Genomic DNA, 23,196 nt, shown 5'->3' with positions numbered 1-23,196 from the left:
ATTATAATTGTTTAAGTTGATGCCCGGTTAGCGGTAAGGCTGCCCCGATATCCACAACACCAATGATTTGCGAACACCTTTTGTAACGGGTGATACACGATGTAAAAAGAACGACGGAAATACAATGGCGCATCCTTTTTTCCGTGGAAGTTTTATGATATCCTTACCCAACAAAAACTCAAAATCACCGCCTTCATACTCATCAGGGTCGGAGAGTTGAAGCGTTATACTGACCTTGCGCCTTGAAAAAATACCACTGCCGATATCCATATGCCAGTCATAATGGCCGCCGCCTTCATGATAAACAGTGTATTGCAGGTCATCAAAAATGCCTGTAAGTTCAAAATGCCAAAGCGAGTTATTGGCTTCGGTAACCATTTTTACAAATTTTTCATACAACCATCTGCATTCATCCATATGCTGTGGCAGCCATTTGATCTCGCTCTTCCGATATTCTTCCAAATCGTGTGGGTTCGCATTTATTACTGCTTGTTTGAAGGGGATATCTGCCTGTAATTTCTCCAATAGTTCTATTTCTTCGGGACTTAGCGCCTCTTGGAACCAGTACCAGTTATCAATAGAACTTTGCCTGAAATCTTCAATAATAAAACTCATACTATTTGTTTTTAAAGTCTGATGATCCCATCAGCAGGTGCAGCATTTGGTGAATTTTTCAAACCCATAAAATTGAGCTCACTTTTAGTGCGTTCACTGGCATATTCCCTTGTTCCTAAATTGCCAATACTGCCATCTACAAGTCCGCCAACAACGGTATTTAATAAGCCTTTACTCAGATTATCGCCCTGCACCGCATTTGTGCCTAATTGTACGGTAAGGCCAATTGCTTCGGATTTTGCGATGTTGGTTACCATTCGTGCAAAGAGATTACCCCATCCTGCCTTATAATCAAGGCTTGGCAACGCATAAGATAATGATGAACTGAGTACACCGGTAAGCAGCGAATCGCCCAATCCGGTGGTAAGGCTGCGCCCATTAGCGGAATTATCAATTAATGTTGATGTAGCCGCCGCTGCTTCGCCACCCGCGATAGCAAAGCCGGCTTTGATACCTGAATTTGCAGCTTTAGCCAAACTACTTACTGCTTGCCCTGCTTCTTCAGCGGCTTTAACACCTGTGGCAGCCTCCGCAGCTATTGATCCGGCAGCGCCGAAACCCGCAGTAATAGCACCGGCAACAAAGCCAATGGCTGTATTTACACCATAATCTTTCCAGCTGAAATCATTAGTAATTAAACCCACAGCAGAGTAGGATACTGCGCTGATACCCGAGCCTAAAAAGGCACCGCCCAGGCTCGCCAACCCGATACTTGCCGGTGTTGATAATCCCCCGGTAACAACCTCGAGTATGCCCGCAATAGCATCTACAGCAACTCCTATTAATATTTCAAACGCGCCAATAATTGCCCCGCCTATGGCTGAGAAGAAATTACCAATAGAGAAGTTGCCCGATGGGTCGACATAAATTAACGGACTGTTACCCGCAAATATATACGGACTATAGAACTGGTTATAATTATCAACCACACCAAAGCGGCCAACCCTGCTAAAGTAAAAGCGCGCCTTATAGTTATAAATACCTAATTCAAAGTCAAACTCCTGGCTACTATACAGATAGGAAAAGAAATTAGTTTCCCGTTGCTGTAATATATTTAGATTTCCATATAGATCGTAATCGTAAGCTGCGGCTACGGCAGCAGTATCATCAAGTATAACCCTTATCGAACCAAGGTGATCCTTGAGGGTATTATATTGTTTGTCATCTTTAATAAATCCAATAATCCCGATAGGCCCATATACGATGCAGGTTAATTGTTTGGCACTGCCTTGCGCATCCAACTGAACAAGTGTATTACCAGCCAAACTGCTTATATACATGGTTGATGCATTAACAGTTGTACCTGTGAGCACCTGTTTTAGCACCCTGTCGTTTGAACTGCTGTAATAAAATTTATAGGATTTTGAGTTGAGGTTATCTTCAACCAGTGTGGTCATACGGTTACCCGGATCATAGATAAAACCAAGATTTTGTGCCGGCAAACCATCGCCTCCTGAGGCTATGTAGCTGCTGATAGCCCCATTTTGATTATATATAAAACTAAACAGCGACTGGTTATTACCCTTATCAGTAACGCTTTGCAACTGATTGCCTTTACCGGATTGCCCATTGTATTGATAACTGCCGGAACCAATACTTACATTATTAAAGTTCCCGTTATTATCAAAGCCATACTGCCTGTTTATAGCTGGCGCGAAGGCACTCGTTTCATTCACCTGCTCTAATGCATTAATACCGTTGTAATAGTTGGTATACACCGAGCCGGATGAAATACCCTGCGGATAACGGTACGCAATCTCTGCGGATTGCCCGTTGTAATATGACGGGCCGTTGGTAGCGGATGTTTTTAATGTCTCATCAAATATTTCATTGTTTTGGCTATTGTTATCCTGCAACTCCTTTAACCATACAGGCGAATTATAGCTGTAGGCTCTTTTAATAGGAGCATTGCCATATTGATTAAGTATTTCCTGTACCGGTTTGCCTGCTGCATTGTAAATATATGCCGCAAGTCCATCAGGTTGGTTAGTCTGCTTGCCAACACCAGTAAGCTGCCCAATGCTGTTGTACTGATAAAATATGCTTAGCGGTGAACCGATATTTTGTGTCGGGTAATCAATTTGTGTGATGCCGCCAAGATTATTGTAGGTAAATCCAGTGATGTATTTATTACTATCAAAGGCAAATACCTGCTGACTGCGAATGGTTACATTACCATAAACATCATACACAAAATTTTCCTCCACATCAGGAGAGCCATTGTCTGATTGATTATTGAGCGTTTTAATTACCCGGCCAATCTGGAATGGCTGCGAGGTGCCATTGTTATCATAAAATGTTTGTGTTCGCCAGGTAACTGGTGTATCAGGGTATGCGGGATTGCTATTCGCTTGCTGCTGTAACTGTTCACTGTTCCAAACACCGGTTAAATAGCCTGATTCTATTATCCGGCCCGGTATATCATATTTAAAATATTGATAATTGTCCTGTGCTACTGCCTCTGCATCCTGCCTGAACCGTAAGCGATTGGCTTGATCATAGATCATGTTTACCGTTCCGCTGGTATTGGAGGTGCTGCTGATCAACTGCCCAATAAAATTATACCCGTAATAAGTGATCCAGTTGGCATTATCCGGATCGTTTTCCTGGTAATTGGGCGATCGCAGTTCGGTAGCATTGCCTGCATCATCATAATAAACTGATGAAATGATCTGCTCGCTAACGCTTTTCTGACTCAACTTGCGTACTTCCAGGCCTCTTTTATCGGCAAGGGAATAAGACACGTTGCCATTCTGATCGGTAATGGTTGTCCGGAAATATTCACCCGCAGGTAAACCGAGTGAATTATCATTAGTACCATAAGCAATGGTTTCTGTATGGGTACCCATCTTGTAATCGGTACCCGACATTGATAGCTCTACCTGACGGCCCAATGGAGATGTTTCATAACGGGTGCCGAAATATGGATAGCCACCATCGGCAGGATAATAATCCGCAACAAGGCCCGTCATAATACCATTGCTTGAATTATAGGTGGCAAAATTAGTTATATATTGAAATAGGGGTGCTTGATCTGCTGTAACAAAGGCCGGTTTGGTATTGGCTATAATTCTTCCAAGATTATCATAAACATTTTCAATAACCGTCAGTTGGGTATTGTCCAATAACTGTGATTGTAAATCGTTACCCGCCTCATTAATGCAGGTAAATGTGATCTGATTATTAAATGAGGTAAGCAGGTAATCTAATGCAATTTTATTGCCTGCAAATAGGGTAGCAGCGCCGGTTATTGTGATCGCATTTATGTAATTGAAAACCAATTCACCATCTACAAAAAACAACAGGCTGTTTTCATTTACCAATAACGACCATTGTGTGCCTATACCGCTTACTTCCGTGCCGGTCCCGTTGTTTTGCAGCGCGAAATATTGCTGATAGTGTGCATCATAAATACCCGTGTCAGTCTTTGTTAAGCTTAACATCTCATCATTACTAACACTTACACCGCGCCTCAATAAATATGGCTGTATAGATGACACCAGCGTAGTGGTATCGTCCAAAGGCGTATCAATAATGAACTGGTATACCTTTTTTTGCTGTAACACTGCGCCCGAAGCATTAAGCAGTTCCCATTGCCCGGTTGCAGGTTGCCATTGCAGGGTGAACATATTGCCCACCTTTATACCAAGAGGTTGTGTAATGGCTTCAGACGGCAGTACATTGGTGAGTACGCCATAATTATTGGTCATAGCGCCAATATAACTTAAGGTGCCTGTGGTTTGAAAAGAGCTGAGTTTAAGCATACCACTATCAGTATTCCAAACAGAGCCGTTGCCTGCTGCCCAATACTGCATCCATTCATTACCCTTTGTAAATGGCAGAGCAGGGCCGCCACCAGCCGACAGTACTTTTATTTTACTATTCGGATCGCTTGTTGAAAACTGGTTATCGTTACCCGTGCGCGAAAAATAGTTTGTTGCTATAGAGGTCGTTTCGCCTGAAAAACCTGTTGTAGCAACTAACTGCTGAAAGCTATCAAAGAATTTGCGCCTGATCTCGCCATTAGCACCTAATGCTGCATCAACCATGTTGCTTTTCATATTCATGGATATAGCTGCAAACAGACTTTGCAAAGGAGAGAAGCGAAGGCAATCAATTAGTACCGCCGATGTTGTATTGTCATTTTGGGCTTTGATGTTTATGGTAATAGGTGTATTTACTCCGCTATTAATACCCTGCAGGCTGATAATACAATAAACATATTGCCAGCTACCCACAATATTGCCAAACGGTAATATAATATCGTTACCTACAGGTGCTGAGTTTTGGATAAAGGATATCCGCCAGTTTGCGTTGCCTTTATTGGCGTCAAATCCGTTGGGTAGCTTTACATAGCTGGAGAATACGTAATCCTGCTGCTGATTTTTGGGGATAAACTGTCGTTGTATTCCTGTGCCTGTCCCGATTTTGAGGGAACTGATGCCCATTTGTGCATCTATAGTAGTATCATTTGTATTTGGGATAATTGATGCACCTGTGCCGAGTTGCCATCCATCAGCTATTTCATAAGGCTCAAAGCTGTAATAGGATGCTTCATCGCCTGCTTTACTGGCAGCCGGGAATTCGGCTACTTCAAAACGGCCCTGTGTATCGTAAATGTATGAGGATACCACACCATCAACATTAGCCATCTCAGTGATCACACTGTAAGGCAATCCACGACTGATTACTTCCTGCTTTTTAAGCCAGCCGGATCGTTGAGCGCCATCAGTAAAATCAAATAATGGATTCCCATTAGCGGGGCCAAGCCATTGATAATTCTGATAGGCCGCCCATTTCCATGAGCCATCATTTGCCCAGTTTTTCCAGGTCACTGCTTTTGATGATGTATATCTTTTTACGCCATCCTTCCCGGTAACAGATACAGAATCTTGCGCAACGGCATTCAACAAGTGCTTGCTTGTCATGGCGATGTTATAGGCATCAACCTGTATAGCATAGTTCTTTTCGGTGAGTATAGTTTTCGTTTCGCCGCTGGAGTCGCAATAAGATGTTGTACTAAATTGTTGCAGGCCGAGATCCTGAAAGTAAGTTATGCCAGTAGTTTGAGTTACACCATCCTGCATAACAACGCTCTTGCTCAGCCGGTAAAAAGCCCCGAAAAAGTAATTTTTCTTTACGATATTGTTCTGAAACACCTGCCAGTAGTTGGTTTCACTGGTTACCAGCTGTCCTTGTTTATTGTATTGCAGTTTTTGCAATAACGAGCCATTAAGCAACTGATTAAAGTTATAAATCCAATTACTGGGGTAAGGTATTTCACTTTGAACGGATACGCCATTTGAAAAGTAATTAATAGAAACTCCTGCTGGCGCCGTACCTGCATTAGGTGTTTTAGAACCTGTTACTACAGTTACTTTGGGAAATTGTGCGAGATTACTCTGCGCGTCATAGGTAATTACTGATTGTACAGAACTGGCATAGTCGTATGATTGGTAATAATTATCAGTTGGATTATATGCATTATCAATTTCGATATAAGCCACGGGCGTTACCTGTAATGTGTCAGCCGCCTTGCCGCTAACAACCTTGAAGAGTGCCAGTGATAATGTTGTGTTGAAATCCTGGTTTGAAGGGTAGGTAACAAAAGTATCTGAACCGGCCAGCAGTGTGCCTGCTTTTACCACGTCCTGCTGTACCATTATTTTTTGGCCTGTTCCACCGGCTATAACAGGCAAGGGCTGCGGGTTGCCAGGAATACCGTTTAGCGGACTGGCAAAATAGGTTTGAGCGTTAGCGGTAGTATTATCCTGATAAGCAATATAGGAAGCGCCACGATTTTGTACTGTTTCCGGTGCTTGCAGGCTATTTAACTGCTGTTGTTGCTTTATCCACTGCCCGTTGGTGTTTTGGTAAAAGATGTCTTTACCCGCGGTTATATAATTGCCGCCGATAGTTGGATTGGTGCCGGCTGAGCCAAGATTCTGCACAATCCCCCACATCCCGGTATCGGGGTTGAACTGATAGTATTGGTTTACAGCAGCAGTACCTTGTGATAATGACATGATGGAAATATCCTGCCCGGTAACAAAGCTGGGCTTATCCGTTGGTTTGGTTACGAATGATGCTTGTTTCCAGTTCTGCGGATTATTACTGTTGCCGGGCCCTCCGGTATAGCGGTTCAGATAAGGATTATTGGTAATTAAAGAATCTGAAAGAATGGTATTGAATACACTGAATTGTGATTGACCACTACTAACCGGAGATTTATAATTATTAACCAGTGGGGTGCCAGGGTTAAGCAGATTAAAGCTTTTATCCCATTGCAATATGCGAAGAGTATAGTCGGCCTCTGTAGCTGTTATGGCCGTTACATAAGTAGCCACGGCAAAGGGATTGCTTAATGATAAGCTGAATGGAAACTCAGATGTATTATTCGGATCCTGATAAATTTTTACATTAGATGTATTATATAACACACTGTTATTCCATGTATTATTACCATCGTGGTAAAACAACTGGAATTGTAATAGCATGCTGGTTTGATTATACAGAGCCGCTATATAATAATTATCATTTGCTGAGATAACTATATTACTTGCTTTGGCTACATCACCTGGCGAGGGGAGCAGTACCGGTATAAAGCCCGTACCCGGATTGTTTGATGGTGAGGTATCCCAGCGTTTTTGTTTCCAGTTCCATTGATATGCTGTTACTGCATTAGTGGTAAAATCCTTGCTAAAGGCGATAACAAAGTCCTTACCTGCCTGAACACTTACATTCGGTGTAGCGGTTTTTACAGGCAGGTATCGTGGCCCGTCCGACAGATTAAAGACACCGAAATTTGTTGGATTACGCCTGTAAAGAAACAATTGTACTTGTTTTTTTGTCTTTTCTGTAAAGTAAAGCGCTATAAAATCCTGGCGGGTAATTACGCCTAAGGTATCAATGTCGAAATCTACATTATCAAAATAATGACCGGCTGGCTGATCGCTGTTCAGATCAAAGGTTATCCAGTTGCCACACCATGAATATACCGTACCCCTGAGTGTTTTGGTTGTTGCATTATACCATGTTATGACGGTATAATCCGACCCGAACCATACCCGTGGTGTAGCGCCTGTTAAAGGGCTATTCAGTTTTAGGTTACGCGAGGTGTTCAGCGCTTGCTGTTTGTAGTTATATGTTGCCCTTGCACCTTGCGGATAGATAATTGTTTTTAGTGCGCCAGAATTTATATCTGCATTTTTATCATAATATTCAAACTCCATGCCCGGCAGCGATCTTCCATCAGGCTGTACCTGCCAAAAACTGGTAAGTACGCGTTTCCACATGAGCGGATATACGGTTGTTTGGCTGCTTACCCCAAGATTTATAAAATCATACTCAAACAAGATAGTGAATTGCAGGTCACCGATAGGGTTTTGTACATCTATGTGGTCGAGGTACCTTGTTTCATATTGTTCCTGGTAGGAATTCGGTGCTGGCTTTTGTGTATGTGCCGCCTGGTATTCAACAATGTTTTGTGTACCCGGATTCTTAGCCCCGTATTTTTCGCCGTAGTTATAAGTAATTGTCCTGTTAAAACTATCTATGATCTGTTTAAGGTATGAAGCCTGTGTGTATTCCATTCCGGTGTTATCACCGACTTTAACCTGTACATTATTATAGCTGTAGGTGATTTTTTCGCCCCATACATTCTGCATTTCAGAAAGGTTCCAGGCAACAACGTATTGTTCCTGACCAATTACTGTCGACGAATCACCCAGCCAGTTACCCCATCCAACACCATATTGTAACGTATTTCGTCCGCTGTTTTTATCGCCATAAATAAATACTGTCCCGTCTTCCTTAATAACTGTCCATTTCTCGGTATACTGATCGTATTTAACATCCCAAAACTCATAATTGCGAAGTTGAAACAAAAGGATGTTTGCCGGGGTGGCAGGGGTGAAGCCATCCTGTACTAACTGATTGCCAGAGCCATTGCTCAATAAGTAATAATCATTAGAGGTAGGGGTGCCGCTGCCATTTTTATTAACTACTATTTTGTCGTAAGTCATTTCCCACCCCAGGCCAATAATACCAGTAGGATTGCTTAAATTCCAGTTTTTTACATCGCTTTGCACATTGCTGTTGTACATAATGCCGATGTTGATATCCAAATCTTTACGCCCCGGCAACGAGGCGATGTTGATTGGTATATTGGCTGTGCCTGTAAAAAGGTTTACGCTATCTTTTATCTGTCCCACCGCATCATTGCTGAATTGGAAAGTGGTAATTTGTGGCACTGATTGCTGACTTACGCCGTCACTACTATTGGAATTGCTCATGATAGTTTAGTTTTGGTTGATATGATTTTGGCATAGGTGATTGCACGCCTTTGCCACATAATTGCTGGTTATGGCAGCGCTTTCATAGGTTAGTATGGTATGTACAAACCCCATCGGCCGGCCCATCGGCATCCGTATAAATGGGCTTGATGGCCAGTTGCCATTTGCATCGCAGGTTTGTTGCAGGTAATTTAGGCTGCTTTGCAGCCATTGTTCATCAATTGTGAGGCCGAGATGTTTTTTGCCGATACTTAATGCAAGTAATGCCAATGCGGTTTGTAATGGGTTGCTTTCCTGCCGCTCTGTCCAGCTGCCATCGGGCTGCCTGCTGTTTTCAAGAAAGGCAACAGTGCCTTGAACAGTATTTTCAGGGCCGTTAGCAGCACAAATTGCCCGTAAGCTTACATAAGTGCCATAATAATCGCCGTAATACCAGGTGCTTTCCCAGTAATGACGGTTTTTGTGGCTGTTCAATAAAAAGGTTAAACCACGCTCAATGGCTGCGGCAAATCTTCTACTATCAAATAAAATAAGCGCGTATACCAAATTGGCAACCACTTCAATATCAGAGCCGGTTCCCCAGGCTTTGTTAACCCAAATAGTTTGTAGCTGCTGTTCTTCTGTTTGATTGTTTTTGGGGATGATCCATGATTCCCATCCATTATCAGCATTGGCCTGATCATTAAGTAATACGTTTAGAGCCTGTTCAAAGTATGGAGTAGCGGCTTGTGAGTAACGTGCCCGTAATAATACCTGCATTACCTGTGCAAGGTCATCAGCATCAGGTGGTAGCTCACGCAGATCAGGGAAATATGCCCATCCACCAATACCGGTTTTTCGGCGTGCATTAAAAAGATAGTTGGCTTCTGCTGTAATAATATCATTTAATTGATTTTGCAGGCCTGAGTTGAAATCAAGTAGCGTATCAAGTATAAGTGCCCTTTGAAATACATCGCCTTCCTGAAAATCCTTATCTACCTGAAATACTTCACGCGGGAATGGCATTACATGTTTTGTAGCTGCAAAACCATTGGCATACTCCAGTAACAGGTGCTCTAATCCCTTATAACTTAAAGCTTGCCAGGGATTCTTTATCTCCGGAAGATCTATTTTCGGCGTTTTAGAAAACGATGTTGTGGCGGGTATTGATGATGCTGTATCAAACATTGTTTTATGATTTGGAAAAATCGCTGAGTGCTTCAATTATTGATTCAATATCCGGCATGGATCTATCAACCCGTGCGATCTCTGTTAACCTGTACCTGCCAATATCAGGTTTGCTGAATAAGGGCGCCGTAACGTAGTAATTATGATCAACCTCAAAAATTTCGGCCATGCCAATGTCATTTACTTTATGATAATGGCAATATATCAGGCTGCTCTCAATCGGCCCAGCCAGTCCTGCGGCTACAATGCGGGGCTGTGCGCTTGTATTTGGTGGTGATGCATGAAAAAGTGCAGGACTGCCAATATAAGCCTGCCCGGCCCGCATTAATAGTTGCTTGCCAAATTGTTCCAGTAAGGTTTGCTGTGATGTGGCATAAGGAAATGGCCGGCCGCCGCAACGTAATTGTTTTAACAGGGTATGGCTGCCAGGTATAACTTGCAAAGCGCCATTTTGAGGAGTAGTATCAACCAACGGCACCCAGAATCCTAAGGTTTGAAAAACGCGCTCATCCAAAAATGAATGATCCTGGTGCAGTGGAACGGCCCCCATATTATTGCTCGGATATTTTATGTTGAAGTTGCCCCAGTAAAAACGGGTATCTTGAAACATTTCATTTATGGCACGTGCGAAAGTATTTTCAATTAACGCCGATACCTCGAGCCGGTATTCGGCATTGCGGCTCATTATGGTTGATGCGAATGCAGGTGTGCCTAAATCACCCTGTAAATTGGCATAAGCCTCGTTTAATGAATCAACTTCAACAGAGGTTAAGAAATCAATCACCACATACCCATCACGGTCAAATCTTTCCTGTAAGCTTATATCCCTAAAAAGCTGCCGTTTTTTTTTAAGTGAGCCCAATAATTGGGCTTCTGATGGTTGTATGATAGTCTCCATATTTTGTTAGGCATAATGGATTAGGGCATCAATTTTTATTTCGTCAAGCACTTCATACTTGTAGGGGATAATACCAATTTTTACGGCTTTACTTTCATCCGGTCGACTAAAGAGCGGTTTCTCTATATAGTGGCTGGGTTCAAGCTCAAACACCTCCATCGTTTCGCCGGGATTCTGGTAATCCTGGTAATAACAGCGCATAGTGCTTTCTTCTTCTGCCATCCAGGCTAATGCGGCCACCCTTTCGGTATTACTCAAATTGGGTGGCGACCAGTGAAATATCCTTGAACTGCCCAGGTATGCCTGCCCGGCTTTCATATTGATCCGCTTAAAATATTTTTTTAATAATAGGGGTACTAAATCATTATAGGGAAAGCGTGGGAGTGTGCTGCGTGGCCAGCCATTTAGTAAATGGCTCCTGTCAATTACTTCAAGTGCGCCATTGGTTTCATCAACATCTATTAGCGGCACCCATATGGTAAGGCCGGTATAATTATTTTCATCTACATACGCCGGGTCCTGGTGCATGGGGCATAAGCTTTTTTCCTGGCCGGGTTGTTTAGATGTGAATATGCCAAAGAATATTTTACAGCGATCAAAATAATGATTCATGGCCCTGTTAAAACTGATGGTGACAGTATCAGATGCCTTACGCCGGTAATTGGTGTCCATGCTCATATTTGAGGTGGAAAAACCCATTTGTATAGGCTGATCTCTAGAACTTTTATAAGCCTCTTTTAATGTGCTTAATTCTTTAGCGGTTAAAAAATCAACTACTACATAACCTTTATCTTCAAATTCCGCCTGTATTGCAGGATCATTAAAAATTGGTCGCATATGTTATATGTTTAATTTGGAAAAAAGGGTGGATATTGATTTTTAGACTTAGGCAATGGTGCCGCTCTTTCAGATAAAACCATCGATCTTACCGTGTAAAACCATGATAACACAATGGCGAACGGAACAGCTGGGAATACCCAGTAATTATAAACGGGCCTGCTGCCCAGGAAAAGAATAGGGTAGCCTTTTGCCTTGGGATAATCATCAAAAAATAATTTAATGCTATCGTCTACTTCAAGTGGTATACGTTTGATGAAATTGAATGACATCAATACAACCATTTTTGATAATATCTGACATTTTTTACAATAGCCCTGGTAATAGAGCACGATCCTGTTTCGTGGTACAAGATTGTTCTGTTGCATATTTATAATATTTTATTTTTCAGGTATAGGTTCATTCTCACATCTCCCTTCCGATCTACGCCAATACCGTAATAGGATATGGCGCATTGTTCATCAAGTACTTTTGCACTAATTGGGAATGGGGTAAGCAGATACCGGGATGTTGTGTGTTTTATTACGTGCATCCATGATTCGGTATTAAGGTTAACACAAGCATTACAGCCGCATATATCAATTTTAGCATCAAACATTTTGCCCGATGCAATGTGAAATCCAATGTTAAATACGAGGCCCGATAATCTTATTTCTCTTTCGCCAACAACATCATCCAGAAAAAGTGAAAACTCATTACGTAGCAATAAAGGAATAGCCAGGTCATTTAAAGTTGACGGGTGGGATAAACGGAAATAGACCTTAGCCCGCAGGTTTTCCATGCTGCTGCCTTCCAAACCAATGCTCATTATACCAGCATGCTGGCTTGCATGGTCTATAAAATTATCTACTTCAGTATTTTGCGGCATCAGATAGTTTAACCAATCTCTCAGTCTTTGCCATGATGCTTCGTTACCACCACGGCGCCCGTCCATATATACGGCAATACCATCCATATCGGGCGAAGCTCCCAACCAAAGTACACCATCAGGGTAATCATCAAGCGTTTCCTTTTCAACAGGCAAATGGAAGCTGAGCATGTCTTCACAAATTTGCTGAATAGCAGTTGAGCCGGTTATTTCATAAAGTTTTTGGAGCGCATCGTAACTATGGCTATAGCGCTGGCCTGTTGAGCCAATGATACATGCGGGATCACTGATAAAGCGCCCGTTTAAACCATTAATTGATGAACTGATGCAAAACTGCAGCGGGCTGCCATCAGCATTTAAACCAGAACGGCCACCAGGTTGAAACGGGTAATCCTCTCCAGGTAATGCCAGCAATTCATCTCTGAGCTGCAGCACCTGTTTGGCAGGTGCCTTACTAAGTGCTGCAGCAAGGGATGAAAGCTGCTCAATATGATTGATAACTTTTTGTTTAGTATCGAGCATGCTTGGTTGTTGTATTAAACTGGTTGAGGAATGATATTAGCAGGAGTACCATTATTACCGGCTGTGCCTCCGGCGCCTGCCTTGCCGCCGCTACCTGCACTACCGCCTGGCGAACCAGCTTGTCCGGCTGAACCACCTACACCGCCTACACCAACATTGCCACCCTTAGGAGTAGGAGTTGAGGTAACTACATTACCACCATGGTAGGTGATAATGCTGGTACTGCCATAACCACCATTACCCGCATTACCTCCGGCACCACCGTTGCCGCCATTGCCGGCATTGCCGCCAGGGCTGTTACTACAATCACTACCTGCAGGGCAACTTGAAGCCGAGCCGCCGTTTCCGCCGTTTCCGCCTCCCTGGCCGGCGCCACCATTGCCGCCGCTTCCGCCGTCGCCAGCTGCGGCAGTTACAAATAATGTTCCCTGAAGATTGTTTATTTTAATAGTTGCTGTTGGACAGTCGGTACCATTACCTGCATTACCTGCGCCGCCGCCATCAGCGCCGTTACTACCTGCTGTGCCCGGACTTGAGCTTGGGCGACATACTGAATCCCAGTCGCATGACGCGTTAACCCCGTTACCACCACTTGGGGCGGGGTTTGAAAAACCTTGTCCCGGCTGGCCAGCAGAACCATTGGCTCCGGATATAATAATATCACCTGTTAAAGTGCTCATATGATTAATAATTTAAATGTTTAATAATTTTTGATTTTCGTTAGTTTTTAGGTTGAATTCAGTTATTGTTTAACTAATGTTTCAATACTGATATCAGCAGTTGTGTATACAAATATTTGCCCGCCCGGTTCAATGGTTACTGTGCCAAATTGTACAGATACAGGGCCGCTACCGCTAATAATAAGCGGGTTGCCCGGTGATACAACTACATTAGGCGGTGCCGTGTAAACGGCCACCTTTGGAGCAGTTGCGCCACTTTTTAATTTAGGGGCTGTGGTGTGGGCTGTAAATGCTGTTACTTCACTGAGGCTTTTCATTTCAGGAGTAAAGGCGGAATCCGGGTTGGCCGGGTTGGAAAAAATTAATTTTCCTGATGATGCTTTAGTCATAAGATTTATTTTTATTAATGAAAAAAATGAAAATTAGGAATTGGAGCAACCGTCAATAGTATCCTGGATGCCATCCCAAATTGTACCCTCGCCAACTATAAATGGCTTTTTTACAATGGTGTAATTAACGGTGTCTGCAGATGCGTTATAGTCATAATTCAGTAGCACTTCTCCAACCGGAGTGTTGGTAGTGGCCGTTCCGCTTGCAGCGCCCGGGGGTGCGTAAATGGTGCCGTGTTCTTTAAAAGATGTAGTTTTTACACACTCCCAAATAGCTGGAGTAATCCCATTAAAGCTTTTTGTTTTTGCCATGGTTTTATTTTTTAGGTGAAGGAAATAGGTTATAATATTTAATAATTGGTTGCAGGCAGAATGATCAAAATCAATAGTTGCATTATTAACTACGACTTAAAACTAATTTTTATAAGTACCGGAAATAACTTTATTACACTAACTCTGCTTTTATCAATACCAATGAGACTATTGCCACATTGATTAATAATAGAGCTTGAAGTTGTAAGGGCTTACAACTAGCTTGTTTAAGAAATACAGATACTAATAATTGATACATTTAACTATATGTTTGATATAGTGCATTTTGGCAGTTTGCAAATAGGTTAAAGCTGCTTTTTATAGAATAAAGATGAAGTAATAGCCCGCTGTTTATTCATGGTATAATATTACCAGATGAAAATTGTTGTATAAGCCAATTTTGATAAGTAGAGCGGATATTATAAAGGGTGGGATATTTCTCAATAGTTAGCACTTCTGTATTAATTAACTTATTTGAGTTGATTGGTAATGCTAGCCTGTTTTTAAAATAGTTAAGATTTTCACCATGTACTGCGTGCATCATAGCTTGCGTTTCAGATGAATTCATAAACCTGGTTTTCCACTTTTCAATTATAAGTTCGGGTATCAGGCAATAACCAAATAATGTTCTCATCAATGTTGGGTCCCCGGTTAATAAGATCACCGTGCTCATTCCATTAAAATGCCGGTATGGAACGGTTACTTTTTTAACACTATAACCGCTACGTTGAATGCGATATGAAAAATCCAAATCCTCAATGCCAGCAAAAAAGAACTCATCATGGCCTCCAATTAGTTCATAATTTGTTTTGCTCATTAATAATGGGGTGCCTTTTAAAAACTCAAAATTAAAATGGGGATTATATACACTTTCGGTACTTGTGGCAAATGCTCCGTCATTTATAGCAGCTATCATGGGTTGGTGCCAGCTATGCGATGTTATGAGGCAATCATCATGGAAAATTGCTATGAATTTACCCTTTGCAGTAGCAACACCTTTGTTATATGCCTTAGAAACACAGCCTGTTTCCGATTTAATTAAATTGAAATTTTCAAATACCGTTAAGTCAGTTGCAATACCATTATAAACTATTATAATTTCATAAGGTATAGTAGTATTGGCAATTATTGATGGGATAAGAAAATGCCGAACAAAAAAGCAGTTAAAAGTTAATAATATAATACACGAAATAACAGGTTCATCAGATTGTGAATAGGAACTGAGATCTATACTACAAGGCGCAAATTTTTGTATAAAAGCACCACCCTCGCAAAAGCCTTGTTCGGGGTTTTGTGTATATGATGTTATATGCAAATGCTGACCATTCTCTTCACCTGTAATTTTTAAGTGAAAATTATTGGTTTTATGGTTAATACAATCGTCATAAACCACCTCGTTAAAAGTATGTATAAACTCGTTTTGTATTTTACCTATAGCTGGCATTGTGGTTGAATTAAGGAGGTGTAAGGTTTTAATTACTAATTAACATAAAAGTTTTAGTATTGATCAACAAAGAATCCCAATAATTGATGTTTTCCTCCCAACTTTAGTTGAATTTTATTTTACAATTTCTATTAATTTAGTGCTGCAAAAGCCTTTGTATTGTTGTCTGCTCATACCAATTAAACTAATTGCTTCCTGTTTTATACTGCCTTTTTTAATTAGCTGTTTGGGATAGCTCCCAGGCAGATGTTTATTAACCTTAATTGATTTTGCTATTACTTAAACCCTTAAATGTATGCTTAACGTTTGTTTTAGTCCATACCTGTTCTTAAGAACACCTGCCTTAAGTTATGATGATTATAATTCATCCATGCTGGAAGAGATGCTTAACTCGCAGTTTTTTCAGGCGGCAATATTTTTTGCAAGTGAAAGCCTTTATATGGAATTAAGTCGTTGTAACTTTAATTACCAGTCCTTGGATAAAAAGGTAAAACTCAGCCTGCAAAAATATTTTAACAGGATGTGTTATCGGCCAACACCATTTGGCATGTTTTCGGCATTCAGCTCACATAACTGGAGCGATTCTAAAAACACAGGACCTTGTGTTTTGGATAATGAGAAGCATATTTATGTTAACCCTGATTTTCAGTTCACTGTTAACATAGCGAAAAAGATGGAAAAATCAGCCGGGTTCAGCAATGTGAAATATTATTCAAATAATGCTATTTACACTATAAAGGACGAGAAACGGTATTTAACAAGTGCTTTTGATTTAGATCAGGAGAAAACTGATTTTCTGATTTCATCCTATAAGGCAGACAGGCTATTGAATAAACTAATGAGCTTTTGTAAGGATGGGAAAACTAAAATAGAATTAATTACGTGGCTTGATAATTTGATAGATGATAAAGATGATGCCGTGAATTATATTGCCGACCTGGTTGAAGCGGGTTTGTTGGTATCCGAATTGTATCCTAATATGATTGGGGAAAAGTATTTTAACAGGCTGGCAAGTATCGCAGCCAGAAATACAAAAAACAAATTCACTGAAGATATATTAGCCTATGAAAAATTAATCAGCAGTATTAAACAGGAAAGTGATGTGAATATTAAACATCTTACACAAAATAGTTTATATCTGCACCCCGAGAAGAAGCTAAAGTCCATGTTTTATGTTGGTTATGAAAGGATGTCACAATCCTTAATCGACAGAAAATATCAGGACTATATAAAAGATGGCTTAAACTGCCTGAATAAATTAACCTTCGGTGGCGTAACAAAATCACTTGTTAATTTTAAAAGTAAATTTAAGGCCAGGTTTGAGGATCAGGAAATTCCTATACTTCTTGCACTTGATCGTGAGTCGGGGATAGGATATGAGGGGCTGGAAGCCAATTTAGCCACAAGTGAACTATTAGATGGGATCCAGCTGGATCTGCAATCAAACAGTTTGAATTTTAGCTGGACACCTGTTCATGAGTTCTTTTTATCGAAGCTCTCCAAAAATAAGAATGAGGACTACATCTTAATTTCTGACAGAGACCTGGAAAAAATTCAAACGCAATCAGAGTTAAAGTGCCCGCCAAGTTTTTCAGTGTTATTTAGAATATTTGATAATAAAATCTGGATGGAACAAGCTGGTGGCTGCACTTCGGCCGCCATATTAGGCAGGTTTACCTTATTTAGTGAACGAGTGTTGGAAGAAGCCCGTTATGTGGTTTCGATGGAAGAGAAAATCAACAAGGAGGTTGTTTTTGCCGAAATATCTTGTTTTAATGATGAACATGCAGCAAATATTAATTCGAGTGCAGGAATAAGAGCGTATGAGATTCCGATAGGGGTGCACTCCACTCTAAGCAGAGAAAATATCATCAATCTTTCTGATATTACTGTTTCGGTAGTGGATGATGATATTATTTTAAGATCAAAAAAGTTAAACAGGATCATCGTACCAAGATTAAGTTCCGCCTATAATTATAGTAGAAGCGAACTTTCTATATTCCGGTTTTTATGTGATCTGCAGCATCAGGGCCTAAAATCCAATTTCAACCTTGATCTTAAATCTTTGCTTCCCGGTCTTAATTTTTATCCCAGGGTTGAATACAAAAATTGTATCCTTTTTCCATCAACCTGGATTTTGGGAAATGAAGAAATTACCGAAATAGTAGGAGGGAATGATACAAAGGGCAGTTTTCAAAAATTGAGTGAAAAAATCAGGCTCCAAAAATTCTTTGCACTTACTGAGGGTGATAATCAATTAATATTTGATCGGGATAATGCTGAATCAATAATCATGTTTATAACGGTGATAAAGAATAAGAGTTCGGTTGTATTGCAGGAAGTTTTCCTGGATCAGTCGACTTTTGTCGGGGATCAAACCGGTAAGCCATTGATAGGCCAGTTTGCAGCATCAATTTATTCAAATGATATTGCCTATTATCAGAATACTTTAGCGCCTTTACAACGAAAAAGCAATAAAATTAAACGTGTTTATCTGCCGGGCGATGAATGGATCTATCTTAAATTATACTGCCATCCTGCTATATCAAATAACCTCCTGACGAAAAATATTAAGAGTTTGGTAACCTGGCTAAAAAAGCAGCATATTTTAAAAAACTGGTATTTTATACGGTATGCTGATCCTGATAATCATTTAAGAGTACGGGTTCAGATCAATCCGAATGATGGTACAGAAGTGCTGAAATATTTTGAGAAGAAGATACGCCATCAGGTTGAAAAAGGAAGTGTAAACAATTTATTACTGGATACTTATAAACGTGAAATAGAAAGATACGGCGAGTATACTATTGAATATGTTGAAAAGGTATTCCAGGTTAGCAGTGAGCTGATTTTAGCTTATCTTAAAAATATATTTAAAGTCCCAGGCGGTTATTCCGAACTACATTTAGCTATTATATCAGTTAACGCTATGCTTGAGACTTTCTTTCATGAAAATGCCAGGCGAATAACGCTGCTTAAATGTATACATGAAAGCATGAAACATGAATTTGATGATAGTAAACAAGTTAAGTTTCAATTGGATAACAAGTACAGGGAACACTCTTTTTTTATAAACAACATGGAAGCAAACAGGGAGGCTATTATCGTTATTACCGGCAAGAAAGAGTTTAATAATTATTTAAAAGCCCTGGAACTGTTAAGATCCAATACTGGCCAACTTACAGATGAAAAGCTTACTAAGCTGGTTGCAGATTTAATCCACATGCATTTAAACAGGTTGTTTAATGAAAAACAGCGCAAACAGGAGTTTATTATATACTATTTACTTTACAAGTATTATCTATCTGTAGAAGCCCGAAAAGGTAAAATGCCTTTAGTTCTGCCTCCGGCTCCTAAGGGTCATAGTATTGATCATGCTAATGAAGCTGTCTTTAAATGAAATACCGATAGGTAATTCGCTTGACTGCGCCAGTATTACATTATTACCATCAATTGATTTTATCCTGTCTATATTAACAATATAGGATTTGTGTATCCTGATGAATTTTGATAAAGGGATTGCCTTTTCAATCTCTCTCATAGATAAGTAGGTGATATACTTACCCTCGGTTGTATAAATAACTACGTAGTTTTTTAGGCCCTCAATATATAATATATCCGAGTAGTTCAATTGTATCATCCGGCCCTTAATACCGGGGTTTATAAAGAAGTGCTCATTAGCAGGATGCTGGTCTGCCAGGTTTTTTGACCGCAGCAGGTTTTGTACTTTTGTAACAGATTTGGTAAACCGTTCAAATGAAATAGGTTTCAAAATAAAATCGGAGCCATTTTTTTCAAAAGCTTGTACGGCATAGTTAGGGTAGGCAGTAGTGAAAATTACCGAAGTGTATGATGAAATGATGTCAGCAACATCTAATCCAGAAAGTTCGGGCATATCAACATCTAAAAAAACAATATCAACCTGCGCCGCATTTCTTATTTCATTGATGGCCTCAAGAGGGTTTGTATTACTGCCAACCAGGTTTAACCCCGGAAATTTATTGATATACCCAACAAGTGTGTCAATGGCATGATACTCATCATCAATTACATAACATGTATTCATATGTGTTATAATTCAATTTTCAGTATTGATTTATACTCGGTTTCACTATCTTCAATAGTTAATTCATATTTATAGTACATGGCTAAACGATCTTTTACGTTGTTAATTCCAATTCCATAGCCATGATCATGAACTGTTTTCCGTTTACGGTTTTGAGTTATAAAAGTTAAATTATATCCCTCAATTAATACAAATATTTTTGCAGGGTATTCATCAGCTAGCAGATCTCCGTATTTTAAAACGTTTTCAGCAAGTGTGATCAGCACCAGGGGAATGATCCTTAAACCATCGGGATTACCTTCTATCCGAAAATCAATATTAAGCCTTTGACTAAATCTTGCCTGGTTTAATTTAATAAAGCTGTTGATATGTTCAACCTCCGATTCTAGTTTTACTTTGCCATCTTCATCAGCATTAGTCAACGCATAGCGCATTATATCTGATAATAACAATATACTATCAGCAGTTTCCTCCGAAAGTTTTGAAACAGAATTGTATAAAAAATTTAAAGTATTTAACAGAAAATGCGGATTTATTTGTGATCTGAGATATGCGTTTTCTGTACTCAGCAATGTTTTTTCCAGGATCTGATTTTGCAGTTCATTTCTAACGTTTATGTTTTCCAGGTTATCTATAGTTTTTCGATCCTGTATAGTTGACAAAGCAAACCAGTAACCTGTACTTAAACCAATAAAATAAATAGCGCGCCAAATACTCTCTACAAAAAACGACCATGTATTTGTAATTAACCTACTGATTTGGAAGTTGAAGCCTACCAATAAGTTTGTCAGCAAAAACTTAAGCATCATATACAATACAAGTTCAGCTACTATTAGTAATGCCAATATAAAATAGGATTTCCTTTTCCGGTTTATAGCTGTTGGAAACACTAAGTGAGCATTGAAATAGAACAAACCTATATTTAATAAATAATGGCCGGCATAGTCGGGGAAAGTTGTAAACTTTCCTCCAAAGGAAAAACTTACGGCCAATTCATAGACAATAAATATCGCCCAGAAAATAACGTGCAATTTTAAATTCTCAAGTTTTAGTGTTTTCATTAATACCCGTGAAGGCTTTAGGTGACTTCAAAAGTAGTTATTTATATAAATGAATTGATTATGCTGGCCACAATAAGTTTTTCAGTGATACCTAATCAGGATCTAAAAAAACATGAATCTAATATTGTAATTGGTATATACAATAATGCAGTTGGTGTAATAACTTTTTTGAAGCGAAGTGACTTTCATACCTTCTCGCCAAATTAAACTATCAGACATGAAAGCCACCGGACAAAAACTCAAAAAGCTTAAAACTAAGCAAGTTTACGGATTCAAAAAGTATTCGTTTAACGTTGATAACCATGTTGGAGATCCAACAACGATCACTACTGTCACGGTTACGCACATGTTGTTAAATGTGTAATGTAAGACAATACAAATAGGGCGATTGTATGTTATTAATAATAACGCTATGATGTTCTAAGGCCATTAATATATAACTGATCTCGTTTTTACCTAAACCTTATTACATCTTGCTTCAGGCTGCCTCTTCATTAATGAACAGGTATATTCTGAATAATTATGCTATGCCTAAACCAAATTAGTATAATCATAGGATGTAGTCTTACAAAAAGCCTCTAATCGAAAGATTGAGGCTTTTTGTTTTAAAAGAAATTACATTACCTACATTTGTTTAGGACCTAATAAAACGTTTATTTATGAAAAAAACCACGGCTCAAACATTGTTAATTATTGTTTTTTGGTTCAGTCAGAATGCTTTTTCATTTAAGCAATCATTGCCAGAGAAGTCCGCAATAGAAAAGGCTGCCGAGGCAACACTTAAACAACATATTTTGGCCGAAGCCGATTGGGCGATGAAGCAAGAGCCGGTTACTGTAACTGCATTCTTTTGTTCAAGAAGCGCGGGCGGAAAGCATGATTTCTTTTCAGAGGCCGATTATTTTTGGCCTGATCCTAAAAACCCTGGCGGGCCGTATATAGATAGGGACGGCATGACCAATCCTGACAATTTTGTTGAGCACAGAAAAGCGATGATCCGCTTTAGCAGGATTATTGGTGCTTTGGCGTCAGCTTACAAAATAACCGGTGACGAAAAATATGTAAAACAGGCAGTTATTCATCTTAAAGCATGGTTTATTGACCCTGAAACGCTAATGAACCCCAATCTGTTATTTGCCCAGGCTGTAAAAGGTAAATACACTGGTCGTAATTATGGTATAATTGATACCATTCATTTAATGGAGGTTGCTCAGGGAATAATAGTAATGGAAAACGCCAAAGCTATGGATCCGGAAACCGCGGCAGGAGTAAAGAAATGGTTTGCAGCCTATACTAATTGGTTGATGACCAGCAAGCCTGGTATTCAGGAAAAATTAACTACAAACAACCATTCAACCTGCTGGGCTATGCAGGTGGCATCATTTGCGAGGCTTTGCAATAACCAGGTAATACTTGACTCCATGCGTGTGAGGTACAAAACCATTTTACTGCCAAATCAAATGGCTGCAGACGGAAGTTTTCCTTTGGAAATAGCACGTACTAAGCCTTATGGCTATTCTATTTTTAATTTAGATGCAATGGCCACTCTTTGCCAGATCTTATCAACCCCAGAGGATAATTTATGGGTTTTTGAAACACCAGACGGTAAATCAATAAAAAAAGGCATTAATTATTTATATCCTTTTGTGGCAGATAAAAGCAAGTGGACGTTAAAACCGGATGTGATGTATTGGGATAATTGGCCGGTAGCACAGCCATTCCTTTTATTTGGTGCCAATGCTTATGATCAAAAAGCCTGGTTACTGACTTGGGAAAAGCTTGATCATGATCCCCGGGTAGAAGAAGTGATCAGAAACCTGCCTATCCGTAACCCATTGATATGGCTATAATTTAAATGCTCCTGATAAAATTGATCTCATGCCTTATTTAATGGGCGATATTTATATTTTGGTTGTTTATGGTCAGATAATTCAATAAATAGTTAATATTTCATAACTGAATAAAGGAAATAGTAACTTACTTTGGGTTGTATCAATTTTTACCAATTAACCGTTTTCCCCCCATGTCTGAAGTGTTGTCAAA

The 23,196-nt window shown here is 39.9% G+C and carries 15 protein-coding genes; 2 read left to right on the top strand and 13 right to left on the bottom strand.

Going from position 1 to position 23,196, the window contains the following annotated elements:
- Positions 1 to 27: 27 nt before the first annotated feature.
- The 11 genes from BLU33_RS11120 to BLU33_RS11070 all read right to left on the bottom strand — a co-directional run bounded on the left by BLU33_RS11120 (position 28) and on the right by BLU33_RS11070 (position 16,026).
- Positions 28 to 615, bottom strand: a complete 588-nt coding sequence (locus BLU33_RS11120; RefSeq protein WP_091372437.1) for a 2OG-Fe(II) oxygenase — start codon at positions 613 to 615, stop codon at positions 28 to 30.
- An 11-nt stretch (positions 616 to 626) separates the two neighbouring features.
- Positions 627 to 8,909, bottom strand: a complete 8,283-nt coding sequence (locus tag BLU33_RS11115; RefSeq protein WP_091372434.1) for an RHS repeat-associated core domain-containing protein — start codon at positions 8,907 to 8,909, stop codon at positions 627 to 629.
- 6 nt (positions 8,910 to 8,915) lie between these two features.
- Positions 8,916 to 10,076, bottom strand: a complete 1,161-nt coding sequence (locus BLU33_RS11110; protein ID WP_091372431.1) for a prenyltransferase/squalene oxidase repeat-containing protein — start codon at positions 10,074 to 10,076, stop codon at positions 8,916 to 8,918.
- A 4-nt stretch (positions 10,077 to 10,080) separates the two neighbouring features.
- A complete protein-coding gene (locus tag BLU33_RS11105; RefSeq protein WP_091372429.1) occupies positions 10,081 to 10,974 on the bottom strand; it encodes a phytanoyl-CoA dioxygenase family protein in 894 nt (297 codons plus the stop codon).
- 6 nt (positions 10,975 to 10,980) lie between these two features.
- Positions 10,981 to 11,811, bottom strand: coding sequence for a phytanoyl-CoA dioxygenase family protein (locus BLU33_RS11100; protein ID WP_091372426.1), 831 nt, complete (start codon positions 11,809 to 11,811; stop codon positions 10,981 to 10,983).
- An 11-nt stretch (positions 11,812 to 11,822) separates the two neighbouring features.
- Positions 11,823 to 12,179 carry a hypothetical protein gene (locus BLU33_RS11095; RefSeq protein ID WP_091372424.1) on the bottom strand — a complete coding sequence of 119 codons (357 nt, stop codon included), beginning with the start codon at positions 12,177 to 12,179 and terminating at the stop codon, positions 11,823 to 11,825.
- 2 nt (positions 12,180 to 12,181) lie between these two features.
- Entirely contained in the window at positions 12,182 to 13,201 is a 1,020-nt protein-coding gene (locus tag BLU33_RS11090; RefSeq protein ID WP_091372421.1) for a hypothetical protein, read from the bottom strand.
- 14 nt (positions 13,202 to 13,215) lie between these two features.
- On the bottom strand, positions 13,216 to 13,881 hold the full coding sequence (locus BLU33_RS11085) for a hypothetical protein (RefSeq protein WP_091372419.1): 666 nt from the start codon (positions 13,879 to 13,881) through the stop codon (positions 13,216 to 13,218).
- Between the two features lie 62 nt (positions 13,882 to 13,943).
- A complete protein-coding gene (locus BLU33_RS11080) occupies positions 13,944 to 14,270 on the bottom strand; it encodes a hypothetical protein (protein ID WP_091372417.1) in 327 nt (108 codons plus the stop codon).
- 33 nt (positions 14,271 to 14,303) lie between these two features.
- On the bottom strand, positions 14,304 to 14,582 hold the full coding sequence (locus BLU33_RS11075; protein WP_091372414.1) for a hypothetical protein: 279 nt from the start codon (positions 14,580 to 14,582) through the stop codon (positions 14,304 to 14,306).
- Between the two features lie 355 nt (positions 14,583 to 14,937).
- Positions 14,938 to 16,026, bottom strand: a complete 1,089-nt coding sequence (locus BLU33_RS11070; protein ID WP_091372411.1) for a glycosyltransferase family 2 protein — start codon at positions 16,024 to 16,026, stop codon at positions 14,938 to 14,940.
- Between the two features lie 295 nt (positions 16,027 to 16,321).
- Between BLU33_RS11070 and BLU33_RS11065 the strand changes: the two genes are divergently transcribed.
- Complete coding sequence (locus BLU33_RS11065) at positions 16,322 to 19,426, top strand: lantibiotic dehydratase (RefSeq protein ID WP_091372408.1); 3,105 nt, start codon at positions 16,322 to 16,324, stop codon at positions 19,424 to 19,426.
- On the opposite strand, the gene BLU33_RS11060 is transcribed toward BLU33_RS11065, so the two are convergent.
- Positions 19,361 to 20,092, bottom strand: coding sequence for a LytR/AlgR family response regulator transcription factor (locus BLU33_RS11060; protein WP_091372405.1), 732 nt, complete (start codon positions 20,090 to 20,092; stop codon positions 19,361 to 19,363). The genes BLU33_RS11065 and BLU33_RS11060 overlap by 66 nt on opposite strands.
- 5 nt (positions 20,093 to 20,097) lie before the next feature.
- Positions 20,098 to 21,153 carry a sensor histidine kinase gene (locus BLU33_RS11055; RefSeq protein WP_091372403.1) on the bottom strand — a complete coding sequence of 352 codons (1,056 nt, stop codon included), beginning with the start codon at positions 21,151 to 21,153 and terminating at the stop codon, positions 20,098 to 20,100.
- Positions 21,154 to 21,812: 659 nt separating this feature from the next.
- On the opposite strand from BLU33_RS11055, the gene BLU33_RS11045 reads away from it, so the two are divergent.
- Positions 21,813 to 23,003: an alginate lyase family protein gene (locus BLU33_RS11045; RefSeq protein WP_091372398.1), complete on the top strand. Its 1,191-nt coding sequence runs from the start codon at positions 21,813 to 21,815 to the stop codon at positions 23,001 to 23,003.
- Positions 23,004 to 23,196 lie beyond the last annotated feature (193 nt).

Origin of the sequence: Mucilaginibacter mallensis (assembly GCF_900105165.1) — a bacterium.
GTDB lineage: Bacteria > Bacteroidota > Bacteroidia > Sphingobacteriales > Sphingobacteriaceae > Mucilaginibacter > Mucilaginibacter mallensis.
This window is presented reverse-complemented; position numbering and strand designations above follow the sequence as displayed.